This is a genomic window from Mesorhizobium sp. B3-1-8 (genome assembly GCF_006439495.1).
Lineage (GTDB): Bacteria > Pseudomonadota > Alphaproteobacteria > Rhizobiales > Rhizobiaceae > Mesorhizobium.
On record NZ_VFTK01000007.1, the window covers coordinates 174,912 to 191,689 of the forward strand.

11 protein-coding genes are annotated in these 16,778 nt (G+C 64.7%); 3 read left to right on the forward strand and 8 right to left on the reverse strand.

From position 1 onward, the window contains the following. The first annotated feature begins 164 nt into the window (after window positions 1–164). The gene (locus FJ424_RS09200) at window positions 165–1,649 is read left to right on the forward strand and encodes an MDR family MFS transporter (RefSeq protein WP_140652951.1); all 1,485 of its coding nucleotides are present in this window, start codon (window positions 165–167) and stop codon (window positions 1,647–1,649) included. 59 nt (window positions 1,650–1,708) lie between these two features. On the opposite strand, the gene FJ424_RS09205 is transcribed toward FJ424_RS09200, so the two are convergent. From FJ424_RS09205 to FJ424_RS09215, 3 genes are all read right to left on the reverse strand, one after another. Beyond that, a complete protein-coding gene (locus FJ424_RS09205) occupies window positions 1,709–2,740 on the reverse strand; it encodes an NAD(P)/FAD-dependent oxidoreductase (protein WP_140652949.1) in 1,032 nt (343 codons plus the stop codon). A 90-nt stretch (window positions 2,741–2,830) separates the two neighbouring features. Then, a complete protein-coding gene (locus tag FJ424_RS09210) occupies window positions 2,831–3,151 on the reverse strand; it encodes a 2Fe-2S iron-sulfur cluster-binding protein (protein ID WP_140642970.1) in 321 nt (106 codons plus the stop codon). A gap of 213 nt (window positions 3,152–3,364) precedes the next feature. Further along, window positions 3,365–3,733 carry an Hpt domain-containing protein gene (locus tag FJ424_RS09215; RefSeq protein ID WP_140652947.1) on the reverse strand — a complete coding sequence of 123 codons (369 nt, stop codon included), beginning with the start codon at window positions 3,731–3,733 and terminating at the stop codon, window positions 3,365–3,367. Window positions 3,734–4,034: 301 nt separating this feature from the next. Here FJ424_RS09215 and FJ424_RS09220 point away from each other — a divergent pair, with 301 nt between their 5' ends. Beyond that, the gene (locus tag FJ424_RS09220; RefSeq protein WP_140652945.1) at window positions 4,035–10,337 is read left to right on the forward strand and encodes a kinesin; all 6,303 of its coding nucleotides are present in this window, start codon (window positions 4,035–4,037) and stop codon (window positions 10,335–10,337) included. An 81-nt stretch (window positions 10,338–10,418) separates the two neighbouring features. On the opposite strand, the gene FJ424_RS09225 is transcribed toward FJ424_RS09220, so the two are convergent. The 4 genes from FJ424_RS09225 to FJ424_RS09240 are packed head-to-tail and all read right to left on the reverse strand — an operon-like array spanning window position 10,419 to window position 14,496. Then, a complete protein-coding gene (locus FJ424_RS09225; RefSeq protein WP_140648093.1) occupies window positions 10,419–11,129 on the reverse strand; it encodes an ABC-type transport auxiliary lipoprotein family protein in 711 nt (236 codons plus the stop codon). After that, window positions 11,110–12,483 (reverse strand): MlaD family protein, encoded by a 1,374-nt coding sequence (locus FJ424_RS09230; protein ID WP_140648092.1) that lies wholly within the window; start codon window positions 12,481–12,483, stop codon window positions 11,110–11,112. The genes FJ424_RS09225 and FJ424_RS09230 overlap by 20 nt, the downstream gene beginning before the upstream one ends. 14 nt (window positions 12,484–12,497) lie before the next feature. After that, window positions 12,498–13,310 (reverse strand): ABC transporter ATP-binding protein, encoded by an 813-nt coding sequence (locus FJ424_RS09235; protein ID WP_140652943.1) that lies wholly within the window; start codon window positions 13,308–13,310, stop codon window positions 12,498–12,500. Between the two features lies 1 nt (window position 13,311). After that, a complete protein-coding gene (locus FJ424_RS09240) occupies window positions 13,312–14,496 on the reverse strand; it encodes an ABC transporter permease (RefSeq protein WP_140648090.1) in 1,185 nt (394 codons plus the stop codon). A gap of 77 nt (window positions 14,497–14,573) precedes the next feature. Between FJ424_RS09240 and dgcA the strand changes: the two genes are divergently transcribed. Next, on the forward strand, window positions 14,574–15,557 hold the full coding sequence (dgcA, locus tag FJ424_RS09245) for an N-acetyl-D-Glu racemase DgcA (RefSeq protein ID WP_140652941.1): 984 nt from the start codon (window positions 14,574–14,576) through the stop codon (window positions 15,555–15,557). Here dgcA and FJ424_RS09250 read toward each other — a convergent pair. Continuing rightward, window positions 15,528–16,742, reverse strand: a complete 1,215-nt coding sequence (locus tag FJ424_RS09250) for an MFS transporter (RefSeq protein WP_140652939.1) — start codon at window positions 16,740–16,742, stop codon at window positions 15,528–15,530. The genes dgcA and FJ424_RS09250 overlap by 30 nt on opposite strands. Window positions 16,743–16,778 lie beyond the last annotated feature (36 nt).

Sequence of the window (16,778 nt, forward strand, 5' to 3'; positions counted from 1 at the left end):
ACTTTCGAGCGGCGGTCGAAATCGGCCTATATCGAATGACATATAGCGGGTTCGAAGCAGCCCCCAGGGCCTCGAACGGTGAAGAGAAATGACAGACGCCAGGCACGACGGGTCGGCCGCAGCCGTTTTGGCGCACTGAGCATCAGTCTTTGAAAGAATGACGCATGGACCAGACCGTCGAGAACCAGGCGATGGCGCCGAAAGCCGCGCCGATGATGAGCGAGAGCGAGAAAAATGCCATCATCGGCGGCGTGCTGTTGTCGATGTTGCTGGCGGCCCTTGATCAGACCATCGTAGCCCCTGCTCTGCCGACGATCGCGCGCGCGCTCGGCCATGCCGAATATCTGCCGTGGATCGTCACCGGCTATCTCTTGACCGCGACCGCGATGGCGCCGCTCTACGGCAAGATTTCCGACGTCTACGGACGCCGCCCCGTCATCTACGCTGCCATCCTCGTCTTCCTGCTCGGGTCGCTGGTCAGCGCGCTTGCGCCCAACATGCTGGTGCTGGTCATCGGCCGCGCCATCCAGGGCGCCGGCGGCGGCGGTCTCTTCGCGCTCGCCCAGACGGTCATCGGCGATCTCGTGCCGCCGCGCGAGCGAGCGCGTTATGCGGCCTGGATCTCCGGAACCTGGGCGGTCGCCAGCGTCGCCGGCCCGCTGCTCGGCGGCGTATTCGCCGAACATTTGCACTGGTCGCTGATCTTCTGGATCAACCTGCCGATCGGCTTCCTGGCCATGGCCATCATCAACAACCCGCTGAGGAAGCTGCCGATCGCGGCCAAGAACCACCGCATCGACGGCCTGGGCGCGGTGCTGCTGGTTATCGCCACGTCGCTGCTGCTCCTGGCGCTCAATTGGGGCGGCAGCGCCTATCCCTGGTTCTCCCGCGAAATCCTTGGGCTGGTCGCCTGCTCGGTCGTATTCTGGGCCTTCTTCGCGTTGAGGGTGCTCAAGGCGGCCGAGCCTTTGATCTCGCTCGAAGTCCTGAGCAACCCGATCGTGCTCGCCGGCACAATATCGATGTTCCTGCTGCAGGCCGCCAACATCGGCGCATCGGTATACCTGCCGGTCTATCTGCAATCGGTCGTCGGGCTTTCGGTCAGCGAATCCGGCACCGCGATGCTCGGCCTCTTGCTGGGCACGGTCGCCGGCGCGACCTTCAGCGGCCGCACGATCCCGCGCTTCGTCCACTACAAGCGCATCGCCATGATCGGCGTCAGCCTGGCCATCGTCTGCATTGGCGTGCTCAGTGCCATTGCGGAACACGCCTCGCTGCTCGAGGTGGAAATCCTGACCACTCTGATCGGGCTGGGCAGCGGCACGACATTCCCGGTCGCCACCGTCTCGGTCCAGAATGCCGTCGATCGCGCGCATCTGGGGGTCGCGACAGGCGTGCTGACCTTCCTGCGCACGCTGGGCGGCGCGCTCGGTGTCGCCTTGCTTGGCGCCGTTGCGCTCGGCTACGGCCTGCCGCTCTCCGCCGAAGGCTCGCAGACGCATATCCAGCTGGCATCGGCGTTGCCGTTCGTGATGATTTTCGTCGCCGCCGGCATCATGCTCGTTCTGGCGCTTGCCGTGCTCTTCCTGATGCCGGAAAAGGAACTGCGCGGCCGCGACGAGCACGCCGCGCCTGTGCTGGCGGAATAGGTGTTGAGATTCAGGTGCTGCCGTTCGCAGGGCCGGCGTCACCTGAATATCAATTCACCTTAGTCGTGGACGCCGAGCTTCTTCTGCAAACTGGTCGACGAGGTCGTATACTGGAAAACGATCCGCTCGCCCGGGCTGACGATGCGCTTGGCGGCCTGTGCCATCAGCGCCACCTCATGGAAGCCTGACAGGATCAGCTTGAGCTTGCCGGGGTACCAGTTGATGTCGCCGACGGCGAAGATGCCCGGGACCGACGTCTGAAACTTCTCGGTGTCCACCGGGATCAGGTTCTCGTGCAGGTTAAGGCCCCACTCGGCGATCGGCCCGAGCTTCATCGTGAGGCCGAAGAACGGCAGCATGCGGGTGCACGGCACCTCGACGTCGCCGTCCGGGCCGCCCTTGATGGTTGCCGACGCAAGCTGGCCGTCGGCGCCGGCAAGGCCGCTGACCTGGCCGACCAGGAACTCGAGCTGTTTCATCTCCTGCATGGCATACATCTTGTTGACGCTGTCGGGCGCGGCCCGGAATTCCGGACGGCGATGCACCAGCGTCACGCTTTTGGCGATCGGCTGCAGGTTGAGCGTCCAGTCGAGCGCCGAATCGCCGCCGCCGACGATGACGAGGTCATGGCCGCGGAATTCCTCCATGCGCCGGACGGAATAGAAGACGCTCTTGCCTTCATAGGCCTCGATGCCCGGAATGGGCGGACGCTTGGGCTGGAACGAGCCGCCGCCGGCGGCGACCACCACCACCTTGGCTTCGAACATCTCGCCTTCGTCGGTCGCGACGCGAAAGGTTCCGTCCTCGAGCTTTTCCAGGCTCGACACCATGCGGTTGAAGGTGAAATCCGGCTTGAACGGATGGATCTGCTCCATGAGCTTGTCGACCAGGCCTTGCGCGGAGATCGTCGGCAAACCGGGAATGTCGTAGATCGGCTTCTCCGGATAGAGCTCTGCGCATTGTCCGCCGGGACGGTCGAGAATGTCGATGAGGTGGCATTTCATGTCGAGCAGGCCGAGCTCGAACACGGCAAACAGGCCGACCGGCCCTGCCCCGACAATAAGAACGTCCGTCTTGATGGTCTCGCTCATGCGCTGCGCCCCAATTGGGAATGCCGCGAGACTGCATGACCTATCGGCTGCTGCCAAGCAGCCAGCGCGAAAGAAAATTGGAAAATCGGCTTAACCCTGGCGTTCGGGGACCCGAACGATCAGCCCGTCCAGCGCGTCGCGCACCTTGATCTGGCAGGAGAGGCGCGAGTTTGGCTGGACCTCATAGGCGAAGTCCAGCATGTCCTCCTCCATCGCCTCCGGCTCGCCGACCTCTGCCGTCCACGCTTCGTCGACATAGACATGGCAGGTCGCGCAGGCACAGGCGCCGCCGCATTCGGCTTCGATGCCCGGAACCGCGTTGCGGATCGCGTTTTCCATGACCGTCGAGCCGTTTTCGGCTTCCACGTCAAATCGGGTCCCGTCATGGGCGATGTAAGTCAGCTTGGTCATTAAGTCACCTGAGGAGTCGCAGCCGAGATAATCACTCTACCGGACAAGTCAACTGCGGCGCGAAAGCGCCACGAAATGACGTTTTTCAGAAAGATAGCGCTAGCGCATGATGCCGAAAAGTGTGAAGCGGTTTTCGGGCGACATCATGCTCTATCTCTTTGATCTAGAGACGGATTCAGATTTCAGGTCGATTCGACCTGAAATCGTCCGGCTCTAGCGGCTGATGCCGGCGATGAAGTCGCGCACTTCCTCGATCAGCGTGCCGAGCCGCCTGAGCGCCCGGACGTCTTCCGGCTGCCCTTCGATGATCGCCGCGCAATCGGCCACCGCAAAGGCGCCGATGCCGCGCGCCGAGCCTTTCAGGCCATGCGCCAGAAGCACCCTTTGCCTGGCGTCGGCATCCGCGATCTGGTCGCGGACGGACAGCGACTGTTGCACAAACAGTGCCAACACTTCCCGTTCGAGGTCACGGTCGCCCATCGTCTGGCGCGCCAGATGGCCGAGGTCGACCGGTCGGGCTCCGGCCGTTCCGGAGGCATCTCCCCCCGGCATGGAAAACGCAATACCACTTTCGCCACGCATACGCACTGCAACTCCATCAAGCGGGCAGACGTGCCCACGAAAATAGGCGCTTCCGGTCGCCAACGGGTTAACGATTGCAGGGGAAAAATGTTGTCACGGAGGCAGCCGGATCACGTCTCCGTTAACCTTATATTTAAAGTTTTACGTATCGCCCGGAATGCATGTTTTCTTTACCCCTGTGTGTCATTACGATACGAAGGTCCATTTTTCAGCCTCCTGCTCGGGATAGACAAGCCAGAATCGGGCCAGAATCAGGCCAAAATCATAAGTCCCGCGGCAGCTAGTACAGGGTAGCGAAGGCATGGCTAAGAAACCAACGACGACCAAGTCTCTCGAGAATGACGTAGCCGCGGAACTGGAAAAGGCGCTTGACCTTGACCTTAACGGCGACGACGGCGGCCTCGATATGGCGGCGTCGATGGAGGATCTCGAAGCGCAGATTTCGGCGGCGGCCGATGAACTGGCGCGCGAAGGCCGCAGCCAGAGGACGGAGCCGGCAAACAATCCCCAGCCTGCCAACTCCCAGTCTCCCAGGGCGCCCGCGGCCAAGCCGGCCGAGTTGCGCCCAGTCGAGCCGCGTAATGGGCAGCCGTCCGGCCTTACGCCTCCCGCCGGCTTCACGCCCGCCAATGACGACCGCCAGAAAGACTACAAGACGCTGCTGCACAGCCTCAACCGCCGTGCGTCGAGCACCGTCTACTGGGTGATCGCCTTTATCTCGCTGGCCTGGATCGCCGGCGCCGGCGGCCTGGCCAACCTGTTGTTCGGCCCCGGCATCTGGAAGATCCGCACCTTCGACCAGTTCTTCGCCCGTCCCGAGCTGATTGGCCTGGCGGTTGCCGCGATCGTTCCGGTCATCCTGTTCTGGGCGTTCGCCGCCATGATCCGGCGCGCGCAGGAAATGCGTATTGCCGCGCAATCCATGACCGAGGTCGCCTTCCGCCTGGCGGAGCCCGAAAACCTCGCCCAGGACCGTGTCATGATGATTGGCCAGGCCGTTCGCCGCGAGGTGGCGGCCATGGGCGAAGGCATCGAGCGTACCCTGGCCCGCGCGGTCGAGCTCGAAACGCTTGTCCACGGCGAAGTCAGCCAGATCGAGCGCTCCTATTCCGAGAACGAGGCCCGCATCCGTTCGCTGGTCGATGGTCTCGGCAGCGAGCGCGAGGCGGTCGTCACCCATGCCGAGCGCGTGCGCGCCTCCATTGCCAGCGCTCACGAGACGCTGCGCGACGAGATCGGCTCGGCCAGCGATATCATCCGCGACTCGATCCTCAACGCATCGACCAAGCTGTCGATGACGATCAACAATTCCGGCGACACGCTGATCGATCGCATCAATGAAAGCTCGACGTCGATCTTCGATTCCGTGGAATCGCGCCTGGACAACATCAGGGACCGTCTTTCGACCTCCGGCGAGGCTTTCGCGAGCCTTCTCGACACCCGTATCGCCAAGCTGACCGACACCACGGACGGCCTCACCCGCTCGCTGACCGACCTGCTCGATGACCGCACCAATGGCATGGTCTCGCTGCTCGGCGGCGCGGCGCGCACCTTGAGCTCGGAATTCGAGACGAGCCTCAGCGGTATCGAACGGACGCTTGCCGAACGCGGCCAGGCGCTGATCAGCGAATTCCAGACCCGCGCCGAGGCGCTCGACACCGGCACGCAGAAGCTCAATGCCGCCCTCGAGGCGCGCGCCCGCCAGATCAACGAGACGATGGTGGAGCGCGCGAAGGAAATCGCCCACGCCTTCGCGGAGAGCAAGGACACGCTGTCGGCGATGATCGATCAGGGCAAGACCCAGATCGGCGCCGATATGGCCGACATCATCTCGTCGACCTCCTCCATGCTCGAAGCCCGCGCCACCGACTTCGCCGGGCGCATGGAAGCGGCCCGGCATGTGGTGTCGCGCTCCTTCGATTCCGACATCCAGCGGCTGGCCAATGCCCGTGTCGGCATCGAGGAAGCGGTCGAGAACCACAGCCGCGCGCTCTCGGAGAGCCGCGAACGCATGGCCACCGCCATGCAGGCGGACCTGGCGAAATTCGCCGAAAGCCGCGCGGCGATCGATTCCGCCGTCACCAACCAGGTGCAGAAGCTGGCGGAAGGCCGCGGCCTGATCTCGCGCGCGCTCGAAGAAGATCTGCGCAAGGTCAACGAGTCGCGCGCAGCTATCGATGCGTCGCTGGGCGGCCATCTGGAGCAGCTCGAGGAAGGCCGCAATCGCCTGTCCCAGGCCTTGAATGAAGACTCTGGCAGGCTCGTCCAAGCCCGTACAATGATTGACGAAATGGTCGCCGGCCATGTCGGGAAGCTGGCCGAGGGCCGCAACATCCTGGCACGCGCTCTGGAGGCCGATCTCGGCAAGTTGCAGGACAGCCGCGCCTCGATCGACGGCATTGTCGCCGGTCAGGTCGAGAAGATCGCCGAAGGTCGCGCCGTGCTCGCCAAGGCGCTCGAAACCGACATCATCGGCATCAGGACCCTGATCGAGACGCACTCGAGCAAGCTCGCCGAGGACCGCGGCGAACTCAGCCGCGCGCTTGAAAACGATCTGAGCGGCATCCGCGGCCTCATCGACAGCCACGCCGGCAAGCTCGCCGATGACCGCGGCCTGCTTTCGCAGACGCTGGAAGCCGACCTCGCCAAGCTGGCCGAAAGCCGCGCCTCGATCGACGGTCTTGTCGCCGGCCAGGTCGAGAAGCTCGCCGAAGGCCGCGATATCCTCAAGCGCGCCCTGGAGGCCGACCTCAACACCATCAAGGGTGCCATTGCGGGACATTCGGACAAGGTGCTGGAAGATCGCTCGCAGCTGTCGAAAGCGCTCGAAGCCGACCTGCAAGCCGTCAGCGGCGCCATCGCCGATCACCAGGACAGGCTCGCGCAGGATCGCTCGACCTTGTCGAGGGCTCTGCAGGACGACCTCCAGAATGTGAGCGGCGCCATTGCCGACCACCAGAACAGGCTCGTCCAGGATCGTTCGGTGCTGTCGAAGTCGCTGGAGGACGATCTCGCCAAGCTGGCCGAAAGCCGCTCCAGCATCGATGGGCTGGTCGCCGGCCAGGTCGAGAAGCTCGCCGAGGGCCGCGATATCCTCAAGCGCGCGCTGGAAGCCGACCTCAACACCATCCAGGGCGCGATCGTCGATCATTCGCAGAAGATCACCGACCATCGCGCCGAGCTTTCGCGTGCGCTCGAAGCCGATATGGCCAATGCCAGCGGCCTCATGCAGACCCATGCCGACCAGCTGTCGCAGAACCGCACGTCGTTGTCCAAGGCGCTTGAGGACGATCTTGCCAAGCTCGCCGAGAGCCGCGCTGGCATCGACGGCCTGGTGTCCGGCCAGGTCGAAAAGCTCGCCGAGGGCCGTGACATCCTCAAGCGTGCGCTGGAAGCCGACCTTGCCAAGCTGGCCGAAAGCCGCGCCTCGATCGACGGCCTCGTCGCTGGCCAGGTCGAGAAGCTTTCGGAAGGCCGCGACATCCTCACGCGCGCACTTGAAGCCGACCTCGCCAAGCTCGCCGAGAGCCGTTCCGGCATCGACGGCCTTGTCGCCGGCCAGGTCGAGAAGCTCGCCGAAGGCCGCGATATCCTCAGGCGCGCCCTCGAAGCCGATCTCCAGAAGCTGACCGAGAGCCGCTCGGAGATCGACGACGTCATCGCCGGCCATGTCGGCAAGCTGTCCGAGGGCCGCGACATGCTTGCCAGGGCCCTGGAGGACGATCTCGTCAAGCTCGCCGACGCGCGCAAGGACGTCGATCGTTCGGTTTCCGGGCATATCGACCAGATCGCCGCCAGGAGCAGCGACATCTCGGCGGCGATTGCCGCCGACGTCGAGAAGATCGAGCAGGCCTTCAGCCGGCAGACCGGTGTGATCGAAGAACGCGCCGGCACCATGGAGCGCGCGCTGTCGACCGGCGTCGACAATGTCCGCGGCGTGCTGGAAAAGACCGCAGTGTTCGTGGCGGGCGCGCTGCGCGACAAGGTCATGGAAGTCACCAGTGCCCTGCATGAGCAGGCAGGTGCTGCCTTCAGCGACGCGGACCGCAAGATCGCCGAACGCGCCGAGCAGACGTCCGCCGCGCTGCTTTCCAGGGCCGAGGACATCGCCCAGGCCTTCGAGGCGGCGGACCGCCGCCTGCACGAGCGTGCCCAGGATACGTCCAACATGCTGATGGCGCGCGCCGACGATGCGTCGAGCGCGATGATGGCCCGCGCCGAGGAAACCGCGGACAAGCTGGCGACGCGCGCCGGCGAGATCGCCAACACCTTCGACACGGCCGACCAGAAGCTGGTTGCCCGCGCCGTCGAAACGGCGCAGTCGCTGGCCGCCCGCGCCGGCGACATCCTGCGCAACTTCGAGGGCGCCGACGAGCGGCTCTCGATGCGCATCACGGAATCGGCCGAAGCGCTGGCCGCCCGCGCCTCCGATCTCGGCCGCATCTTCGACAGCGCCGACCAGCAGCTCATGTCGCGCATCGCCGAGGGTTCGGAAGCGCTTTCCGCTCGTGCCGGCGAGATCGGCCGCATCTTCGACGACGCCGACAACCGCCTGGTGTCGCGCATTGCCTCGAGTAGCTCGACCATCGGCGAGCATGCCGACACGATCGTCAGCGCCTTCGCCGCCACCGAGCAGCGTGTCGCAGACCGCGCCCGCCAGACCGGCCAGGAGCTTGCCGTGCATGCCCGCGAGATCGAGCAGGCGCTGGCCGGCGCCGACGAGCGGCTGGCCGCAAGCGCCTCTGCCGCGGCCGCCCGTGTCGAGGACCAGGTCGCGAGCGTGGAAAACCGGCTCGCCTACACCGCCGAGACCATGGGCCAGAAGCTCAACGAGCAGGTCTCCAGCGCCGAGGCCCAGCTCATCTCGCGCGCCAATGTCATCGCCGAGACCTTCACGGCGGTCGGCCAGCATATCGGCCAGAGCACCAACGAGGCCGCGCGCACGATCGGCGCCAACACCCGCGAGCTCAACACAATGCTGGCGGCGCGTTCGGCCGAGATGGCGAAAATCCTCGACGAGACGGCCAAGCCGCTGGTCGAGCGCTTCGCCCAGGGCGGCTCCGAACTGCAGCGCAGCATGGAAGAGGTCACCGAACGGGCGGCCGAGAAGCTGCGCAGCGAGAACACGAACCTCGTCAACGCGCTGGCCAACCGCACGGCCGAGACCCTGTCGGCCGTCGAAGGCGCGCGTTCCTCGCTTGCCGACAGCGTGGCCGATCTCATCGGCCGCATGACGACCTCCAGCGCGCAGCTCGGCCAGCTGATCGAGCAGGCTGCCGTCAACCTCGGCCAGGTCGAGGAGCGGCTCTCCGGCAGCACGCAGAGCTTCGCCACGACCACGGAGAAGGCCGCCCAGACCTTCGCCAGCTCCGCGCGTCTCGTCGATTCCAACACGACGCGGCTCACCGATCTGTCCTCGGCAACGCTGCGTGAGGTGGCCTCGATCGCGACCAAGTTCGACGAGCACAGCCGCCTGCTCTCCAGCGCCTCTAACCTGCTCAGCTCCGCGCAGAGCAATCTCGAGCACACGCTGGAGCGTCAGTCCTCGCTGGAAGACCTCGCCGTCGGCCTGGTCAAGAAGTCGGAAGACCTCGAGAAGGTGATGCGTTCCTTCGAAAGCCTTGTCGGCCAGACGATGCAGACCGCGGAGGGCCGCACGATGGAATCGGCGGAAAAGATCCGCACCGCCATCGCCGAGGTCGTCGATTCGGCGACGCGTCGCTTTGCCGACGCGACCGAGGAGATGCGCCGCACCGCGGGCTCGATCAAGAGCGAGCTCGACCTGACCCGCGCCGAGCTGAAGAAGGGCGTCATCGAGATGCCGGAAGAGGCCAAGGAATCGACCTCGGCCATCCGTCGCGCCGTCGCCGAGCAGATCAATGCGCTCAAGGAACTGTCGGATATCGTTGCGAAATCCGGCCGCAGCGGCAGCAGCGAACAGGGCGAACCGCGCGGTCTGCGGCCTGCTCCGCAGGCGCCGGCCCGCGCCGCCGAGCCGCCGCTGCGCCGTCCGCCGGCCCCTCAGCCCCAGCCGCAGCCCACGGCTCGCGCCCCTCAGGCGCCGCTCGCCGAGACCACGCTGCGCGGCACGCTCGACCTCGAACGTCCTGCCGAGGCGCCGCGCCGCGACCCGAACAGCAAGCCGCCGCAGGGCGGCTGGGTGCGCGACCTCCTGACCAACGCTTCGCGCGAGGAGGAGCTGCGGCCGGCAGCGCCGGCGGAAGCGCCGCGCGCGACCCCTGCCCAGCGCTCGCCGCTGCATGTCATGGAGTCGCTCAATTCGCTCTCCGTCGACATCGCCCGCGCCATCGACCATGACGCTTCGATCGAGCTCTGGAACCGCTACCGGCGCGGCGAGCGCGACGTCTTCACGCGCCGCCTCTACACGCTGAAGGGCCAGCAGACTTTTGACGAGATCCGTCGCAAGTACCAGGCAGAGGCGGAATTCCGCGCCGCGGTCGATCGCTACTGCGAGGATTTCGAGAAGCTGCTCAAGGATGTCTCGCGCAACGACCGCGACAACATCATGGCGCAGACCTATCTGACGTCCGACACCGGCAAGGTCTACACCATGCTGGCCCATGCAAGCGGCCGCCTGCACTGAAGCCGATCGGCGGACTGAAACAAAAAGGCGGGCCGGGGCCCGCCTTTTTTTTATGTTGGAGTTTGATTGCCTGTCCGGCGCTCAGATCGTCGAATCCGTCCAGCGGACGATGTCGGTCGCCGCCTGGCCGAAGGCGTTGTCCAGCGCGCCGACATAGGCAGCGTTGCCGCTGCCGGAGACCGGCGCGCTCGCGGTGAAGTTCTTTGAGGCGCGCACCTCGCCATCGCGATCGTTGAGGATGCGTACGAACAGGTCGACATCGGCATGCTCGCCGCCATCGACGCGCACCTCGAAGGAGCGTACCTCGACGATGATCTGGTAGTCGATCGCCAGCCCCTCACCCGGCTTGCCGACGCCGGCAAAGCTGCCGGAGCGCTGGAAGGTTTCGGCCAGCCTCGCCTGCACGATCAATGGCAGCCGGTCCGCCCATTGCGCGCCCTTGAGGAACTGGATCGATCGGTCGGAAGGCCTGATGACGATGTTCTGGCTGTCCAGCGCCTTGAGCGCCGACGGCTGGGCTATCAGGATCTGGCGGCGGCTGTGGGCATGCATGTCGACCGACGGCGCCGACAATTCGAACGTGTCGAGCGGCGCCGGCTTGCCGCCCAGGGCCGCGCAACCGGCAACCGAAAGCACCAGCAACGCTGCCGCGGACAATCTCAGACGACCCGCTCCCACCCTGACCGACTTCACGCGTGATCCCCGTTGTCCCCGGATCTTACGATCAACCCGCATTCGCGGTTCATTTTCTTGGCGGTCGCGGCAGCCGAAGTCAACGCCGTGTCCTTCCATCGAACTGCCGAACCTCGCCGTCGCCACCGGACAGAATGCGCTGCGGATTGCGGCTGAGGTCGGTCACCGCTTCCTCGATGCGGTTGATCGAGCGCCGGCTGTCCTGCACGAGCGCCTCGACGTTCTGCAGGCCCTGGCCGGAAAAACGCGCCAGATTGTCGGTGATGGTGCCGAGCCGCGCATTCAGCGTGTCGGCCACCTGCTTGAAGGATTTCAGCGTCGCCCTGGCATCGGCCATCACGCCGTCGGCCTCGCCGGAGCCGAGGATCTTGTCGACCTTGGCCAGGATGCCGTCGACGCGCACCGAGGCGTCGTTGAGCCGCTGCGCGAGCTGGCGGGCGTCTTTGATGGTTTGGTCGATATCGTCGGAGCGGTTGGCGATCTTGTCGGTCACCTTGGCGATGTCCGAGGCCGCCTTGTCGGCGCTGGCGCTGGCCTTCTGGATGTTGGCCAAAGCGGCCTTGACGTCGGCCGGATCGATGCCGTCGAGCACGCCGTTGACCTTGGCCAATGTCCCTTGCGTCTGCTTGGCGAAATCGTTGATCGAGCCGACTGCCGTGTTGACGTTGCCGATAACTGTATCGAACTGCTTCGAGGTCTCCTTCAGATTCGCCGTCACCGTGTCGACATTGGCCACGATGCTCTTGATCTGGTCCTTGTCGACGGAATTGAGCAGGCCTTCGGCGGCCTTCAGCGTGCTGTCGAGTCGGCCCGAGACGTTCTTCAGTTGATCCGAAAGCGAGCTCACCGCCGACAGGAACTTGTCGATCCCGTCGGAGTTCTTGGCCAGCGCATCCGAGAAGGTCTCGACATTCTTGACCGTCTGCGTCAGCGGGCCGCGAACGTCCTTGGTGAAGCCTTCGAGCTCGCTCAGCACCTTGTCGGCGCGGGTGAAGATGTTCTGCGCCGTCTGCAGAAGGTTGGTGACCGCCGACGGATTGGCGGTTATCTCGGGGATCCTGCCCTCTTTTTCCGCCTCGTCGAGCAGCTTCGCTTCCTTGGGGTCGGCGCCCCGGAGTTCGATATTGGCCTGGCCGGTCAAGCCGGCAAGGCCAATATCGGCCTGTGTCGACTTGGTGATCGGCGTCATGCGGTCGATCTCGGTGTCGGCAATGGCCACCGTCGGATTGTCGACGTCGATATACACACGTTTGACGTCACCGACCTTGACGCCGTTGAACAGCACGAAGCTGCCGCGGCCGAGGCCCGAGGCCGAACCTGGAATGCGCACGCGCAGCATTGTCGTTTCGCCTCTGTCGCCGATCGCCGCGGTCCAATAGACGAAGGCAAAGGCCGCCAGGATCGCACCCAGCGTGAAGATGCCGACAATAATGTAGTTGGCTCTTGTTTCCATCGCCTCACTTATGGCTATGCGCGCGCCGCAAGATCAAGTTGCCGGGCGCGTTTTCCGCGGAAATAGGACTTCACCCACGGTTCCTCGCTCTTCAGCATATCGTCGATCGTGCCTTCGACCAGCACCCGCTTCTTGCCGAGCACCGCCACGTGGTCGCAAGCGGTGAACAGCGTGTCGAGATCGTGCGTGACCATGTAGACGGTCAGGTCCATGGTGTCGCGCAGCTTGACGACCAACTCGTCGAATTCGGCCGCGCTGATCGGATCGAGGCCGGAGGTCGGCTCGTCGAGAAAGACGATGTCAGGGTCGAGCGCCAACGCGCGGGCGAGAGCCGCGCGCTTGATCATGCCGCCGGACAACTCGGACGGAAACTTCTGTGCGGCGTCGGCCGGCAACCCGACCAGCTCGATCTTGAGCAAGGCGAGCTCATCCATAAGCGCCCTGGGCAGGTCGAGATATTCACGCATCGGCACCTGCACGTTTTCCAGCACCGTCAGCGCCGAAAACAGCGCGCCATGCTGGAAAAGGACGCCGAGCCGCATGTCGATGCGCAGGCGGTCGGCGTCGCTCGCCTTGTCGACATCGACGCCGAACAGGCTGATCGTCCCCGATTGCTTCGGCATTAGCCCCAATATGGTGCGCAACAGCACCGATTTGCCGGCGCCCGAAGCGCCGACAAAGCCAAGAATCTCCCCGCGCTTGATGTCGAGCGAGAGCTTGTCGAGGATCAGCTTGCCGTCGATGGCCACGGTGACGTTGCGCACCGAAAGCACGATTTCGTCGTCGTTGGTATCCTGCGCTGTCGCTGCGCCGTTGCCGTTCGCCATCTCAGAACCCGATCGCTGCGTAGAACATGGCGAAAAGCCCATCGAGGATGATGACGACGAAGATCGACTTCACCACCGATGCGGTCACGTGCAGACCGAGCGATTCGGCGCTGCCACCGACCTTCATGCCCTCGACCGAGGCAATGATACCGATGATCAGGGCCATGAACGGCGCCTTGATCAGGCCGGCAAAGATCGTGCTGAGATCGATGGCGACGCGCAGCCTGTCGATGAACGCGGCGGGTGGAATATCGGAATAGAGCCAGGCGGCGACGATGCCGCCGGCAAGCGCGGCGAAATTGGCGATGATGGTGAGGCACGGCAGCCCGATCACCAACGCGACGAGCCGCGGAAAGACCAGCACGCCGATCGGATTGAGGCCGATCACCTTCAGCGCGTCGACTTCCTCGCGCATCTTCATGGAGCCGATCTCGGCGGTGATGGCGCTGCCCGAACGTCCCGCGAGCATGATCGCCGTCATCAGCACGCCGAGCTCGCGCAGGATCAGCACCCCGACTAGGTCGACGACGAAGATGTTGGCGCCGAAATAGCTGAGCTGGTAGGCGCCCTGCTGGGCGACGATGGCGCCGACAATGGCCGACATCAGCACCACCACCGGTATCGCGCCGACGCCCATGCGATCGATCTGGTTGAAGATCGCGGCCAGGTTGACCGCGTGGCCGCGGCCAAGCTTCATCTGCGCGCCGCGGATCGTGGCGCCGAGGATGTTCATCGAAGCGAGGAAATCGTCGCGCATCTCATAGACCCGCCGGCCAACCAGCTCCAGCGCGCGCAGGATGATGTTGGGCGGCCCGGACGGCCCCGATTCGGGCTCCCGGCGAACCGCATCGCCGACAGCGCCGAGCAGGATCGAGGCGATCTCGCTCTGCCCCTGCAAATGGACCTCGACGCCTTTCTTCTCGAAGGCGCTCGCCAGTCGGTCGATAAGCCAGGCGCCGGCTGTGTCCATCTTTTCGATGTGGGAAAGATCGAGCATCAGCTGCTTTGCGCCGCTTTTCCCCTCGATCTTGCGCATGTCGGCATCGACCAGAGCCACGGTGCGCGTCGTCCACACACCGGAAAAGGCGCAGCCCAGCACGCCCCCTTCCTCGCCCACGGCAACGCGTGGCCGATGCTCGGCGTCCTTGGCCTCGCCGCTTGCGTCGCGTTTGCGGATGGTCAACATGGCGTCCTGTTTAGCGTGACCGGACTGGCGTGTCGATTTGCCTGCAGACTGGTGTCGCATAGCCGGAGAAGAAAATTATGGCGCGTGTCATTTCGGTCGAAATGGAGCGATTTCCGATCGCCGGCACCTTCACCATCTCGCGCGGATCCAAAACCGAGGCCGAAGTCATCACCGTAACGATCGCTGACGGGGGACGTTCCGGCCGTGGCGAATGCGTGCCCTACAAGCGCTACGGCGAGACCATGGAGGGGGTGCGCGCGGCCATCGAGGCGATGCACGATCCGATCGTCGCTGGCATCGACCGAACCGCCCTGCTTGCGGCCATGCCCGCGGGCGCGGCGCGGAACGCCATCGACTGCGCCCTATGGGACCTGGAAGCCAAGCTGACCGGTACGTCCGTGGCGGCGGCGATCGGGGCCCTTCCTGCCGAGCCGCTGGAAACCGCCTACACCCTGTCGCTCGCCACACCGGAGGCCATGGCCGCGCAGGCGCGCGCCAACGCCACGCGGCCCTTGCTCAAGGTCAAGATCGGCGGCGACAATGACATGGCCAGAATCCGCGCGGTGACGGAAGCCGCTCCCGAAAGCCGCATCATCCTGGATGCCAATGAGGGTTGGACCGACGAAAATGTCGAGGCGAACCTCGCTTTCGCCGCGCAGCACGGCATAGCGCTGGTCGAGCAGCCGCTGCCGGCGGGCGAGGACGACATCCTGCGCCGGATCGCGCATCCGGTGCCGGTCTGCGCCGACGAAAGCGTGCACGCCGCAAACGACCTCGATGCGCTGGTCGGCCTCTACGACGCCGTCAACATCAAGCTCGACAAATCCGGCGGCCTGACTGAGGCGTTGAAGCTGCGCGACCGCGCGCGCGACCTTGGCTTCGGCATCATGGTGGGTTGCATGGTCGGCACCTCGCTCGCCATGGCGCCGGCGGTGCTCCTGGCGCAAGACGCGGACTTCGTCGATCTCGATGGCCCGCTGCTGCTTGCGCGCGATCGCGAGCCCGGCCTTGTCTACCGGGGATCGCTGGTTTCACCCCCTGAGCGGGTACTTTGGGGCTGAGCGGGAAGCGAGACCTATCAGCACCATGCCGATGATCGCGATCGGGATCATCGCCAGGAAACCGTCGACGCCAAGCCGCTCATAGAGCGGGCCGGAAGCGAGCGTCACCGCCGCCATGAAGAAGCCGTTGAAGAAATAGGCGATGCCTTGCGCAGCGCCCGTCCGCTCTTCGGAGACCGTCTCGCCGATCATCTTCTGCAGGCCAATCAGCACCATCGCCACCGACACCGAATGCAGCGTCTGGACAAGGAAGAAGCCGGCGACGCCCAGGCCGAGCGGCCAGACCAGCGGAAAGGCGATCCAGCGCACGATCGAACCGATACCGGCGATCACCATCACCCTGACGACCGAGATGGACGCAAAAATACGGTTGAAAAACAGGAACATGCAGACTTCGGAGACCACGCCCCAAGCCCATAGCAGGCCAACGACGGAGTCGCCGATACCGATCGATTTCCAGTAGATCGAGACGAAGCCGTAGAGGAAGGCGTGGCTGGCGGTGATGATGCCGACGCCGAGCGTGAAATAGAGAAAATAGGCGTTGAACAGGCTCGGCGCCTTATGCTGGATCTCGGTTGCCGAAAGCGGCGAGGCCTTGCGTGGCCGCCCCATGCGCGGCGACAGCAGCGCCGCGACCAGGGCCGCGCCGAGCGCAATGAAGATGATGACCGGAACCGCCCGCGGACCCGTGGCCGCCAGGATGAAGCCACCCACGACATTGGCGCCGAGATACGAGATCGAGCCCCATTTGCGCATCGCCGTGTAATTCGAGCCGAAGCGCCGCACGCCTGACAGCGCCAGCGAATCGGCCATCGGCGAATGCGGCGTCCAGACGATCGTCAGCAAAAGCGACACGGCGAGCACTATGGCGTAGGTGGCCGGCAGGAAATAGCCGGCGGAGACGACCATCGAGCCGGCGACCAATGCGATATAGACATTCGCGCGGTCATTCGCGCGGTCGGCGAACGCGGTCAGCACCGGCGTCGTCACGACACGCAGGAACATTGGCGCCGCCAGGATGACCGCGATCTGCTCGGCATGAAAACCTTTCGCCTGCAGCCAGAGCGGAAAATAAGGCAGATGGGTGCCCTGCGACACGAACAGGGTCGCGAAGATCAGGCTCATGCGCAGTTCGAAATGGCTTGGCTTGACAAGTTGTTCGGGCGATAGCGGCGGCAGCGACATGAATCGATCCAATATCGCTGCATTCAACTCCATGCA